Origin of the sequence: Jatrophihabitans sp. (assembly GCF_051960575.1) — a bacterium.
GTDB lineage: Bacteria > Actinomycetota > Actinomycetes > Mycobacteriales > Jatrophihabitantaceae > JBQCEE01.
This window is the reverse complement of sequence record NZ_JBQCEE010000136.1, coordinates 1-2043: the sequence shown is the minus strand read 5'-3', so window position 1 is coordinate 2043 and position 2043 is coordinate 1. Positions and strand designations below refer to the sequence as shown.

4 protein-coding genes and 1 pseudogene are annotated in these 2043 nt (G+C 69.3%); all 5 read left to right on the top strand.

Annotation, left to right across the window (positions count from 1 at the left end; genetic code table 11):
* A pseudogene (locus tag ACTHMS_RS07405) lies at positions 1-185 on the top strand (50S ribosomal protein L2); the annotation flags it as partial.
* 12 nt (positions 186-197) lie between these two features.
* Positions 198-479, top strand: a complete 282-nt coding sequence (rpsS, locus tag ACTHMS_RS07400; RefSeq protein WP_440306023.1) for a 30S ribosomal protein S19 — start codon at positions 198-200, stop codon at positions 477-479.
* A 1-nt stretch (position 480) separates the two neighbouring features.
* Complete coding sequence (rplV, locus tag ACTHMS_RS07395; RefSeq protein ID WP_440306022.1) at positions 481-870, top strand: 50S ribosomal protein L22; 390 nt, start codon at positions 481-483, stop codon at positions 868-870.
* Positions 870-1823 carry a 30S ribosomal protein S3 gene (gene rpsC, locus ACTHMS_RS07390; RefSeq protein ID WP_440306021.1) on the top strand — a complete coding sequence of 318 codons (954 nt, stop codon included), beginning with the start codon at positions 870-872 and terminating at the stop codon, positions 1821-1823. Before rplV ends, rpsC begins: the two co-directional genes overlap by 1 nt.
* Positions 1824-1828: 5 nt before the next feature.
* On the top strand, positions 1829-2043 hold a 215-nt coding region (gene rplP / locus ACTHMS_RS07385), incomplete at its 3' end, for a 50S ribosomal protein L16 (RefSeq protein ID WP_440306020.1).

Here is a 2043-nt window from a genome sequence, read left to right as displayed (position 1 = left end):
AGCGCCCGACCGTCCGCGGTGTCGCGATGAACCCGGTCGACCACCCGCACGGTGGTGGTGAGGGCAAGACGTCCGGTGGTCGCCACCCGGTGAACCCGAACGGCAAGCCCGAGGGCCGCACCCGCCGTCGCAAGGCGAGCGACCAGCTGATCGTCCGCCGTCGTCGTACGAACAAGAAGCGCTGAGGGAACTGAACGATGCCACGCAGTCTGAAGAAGGGCCCGTTCGTCGACGACCACCTGCTCAAGAAGGTCGACGACCAGAACGACAAGGGCAGCAAGAACGTGATCAAGACCTGGTCGCGTCGCTCGACGATCATCCCCGACATGCTCGGGCACACGATCGCCGTGCACGACGGCCGCAAGCACGTGCCGGTGTTCGTCACCGAGGGCATGGTCGGGCACAAGCTCGGCGAGTTCGCGCCCACCCGCACGTTCAAGGGCCACGTGAAGGAGGACCGTCGTTCGCGACGGGGCTGACATGACTGAATCACTGGACGAGGTCCGGACCGCCGTCGCGCGGGCGACCAACGTGCGTGTCACGCCGATGAAGGCGCGCCGCGTCATCGACCTGATCCGCAACATGCCGGCCGACCAGGCCCTGCAGGTGCTGAAGTTCGCGCCGCAGGCCGCGAGCGAGCCGGTCGGCAAGGTGCTGGCCAGCGCCGTCGCGAACGCCGAGCACAACTTCCAGCTCGACCGTGACTCGCTGGTCGTGTCGCGTGCGTTCGTCGACGAGGGCCCGACGCTCAAGCGGTTCCAGCCGCGGGCCCAGGGTCGCGCCTACCGCATCCGCAAGCGCACCTGCCACATCACCATCGAGGTCGAGAGCGTGCAGAACACGCGCAACACGAAGGGTCGGAACCGCTAATGGGTCAGAAGGTCAACCCGCACGGCTTCCGGCTGGGCATCACCACCGACTTCAAGAGTCGCTGGTTCGCCGACAAGCAGTACGCGGAGTACGTCAAGGAGGACGTCGCGATCCGACGCCTCATGAGCAAGGGCATGGAGCGCGCCGGCATCGCCAAGGTCGAGATCGAGCGCACCCGTGACCGCGTCCGCGTGGACATCCACACGGCGCGTCCGGGCATCGTCATCGGCCGCCGCGGCGCCGAGGCCGACCGCATCCGTGGCGAGCTCGAGAAGCTCACCGGCAAGCAGGTGCAGCTGAACATCCTCGAGGTGAAGAACCCCGAGGGCGTCGCACAGCTGGTCGCCCAGGGTGTCGCCGAGCAGCTCAGCAACCGCGTGTCGTTCCGCCGCGCGATGCGCAAGAGCATGCAGTCGACGCTGAAGTCCCAGGGCGTCAAGGGCATCCGCGTGCAGTGCTCGGGCCGCCTCGGTGGCGCCGAGATGTCGCGCTCGGAGTTCTACCGCGAGGGACGCGTCCCGCTGCACACGCTGCGCGCCGACATCGACTACGGCTTCTACGAGGCCCGCACCACGTTCGGCCGCATCGGCGTCAAGGTGTGGATCTACAAGGGCGAGGTGCCGACGGGGTCGCGCGCCGAGCGCGAGGCCGCCGCGGCCGCCGAGGCGCTGCGTCAGCGGCGTGACCGGCCGGCCGGCAGCGGCCGCCCGCGCCGTTCGGGTTCGCAGGGCACGACGGGCGTCTCGACCGACGCCGGCCGCGCCGCCAGCGAGCCGACCGCCGAGACGCCGGTCGCCGACGTGACGGCTCCCGAGGCGCCCGCGGTCATCACCGAGGCGCAGGAGTCGCCGATCACCACGGCGGCCGAGGCCGACCAGGAGATCGCCACCGAGGCGCCGTCGGCGGTCACCCAGACCGAAGACCAGATCGCAGCAGAGACGCAGGAGAGCTGATCCAGATGCTCATCCCACGCAGGGTCAAGCACCGCAAGCAGCACCACCCGGGACGTTCGGGCGCTGCGTCCGGCGGCACGCGGGTGTCCTTCGGCGAGTTCGGCATCCAGGCACTGGAGCCGGCCTACGTCACCAACCGGCAGATCGAGTCGGCCCGTATCGCCATCAACCGGCGCATCCGTCGTGGCGGCAAGGTGTGGATCAACATCTACCCCGACCG

Excerpts from the sequence above, each read along its gene's own strand:
- rpsS (WP_440306023.1), top strand. The coding sequence starts at position 198 with ATGCCACGCAGTCTGAAGAAGGGCCCGTTCGTCGACGACCACCTGCTC.
- rplV (WP_440306022.1), top strand. The coding sequence starts at position 481 with ATGACTGAATCACTGGACGAGGTCCGGACCGCCGTCGCGCGGGCGACC.
- rpsC (WP_440306021.1), top strand. The coding sequence starts at position 870 with ATGGGTCAGAAGGTCAACCCGCACGGCTTCCGGCTGGGCATCACCACC.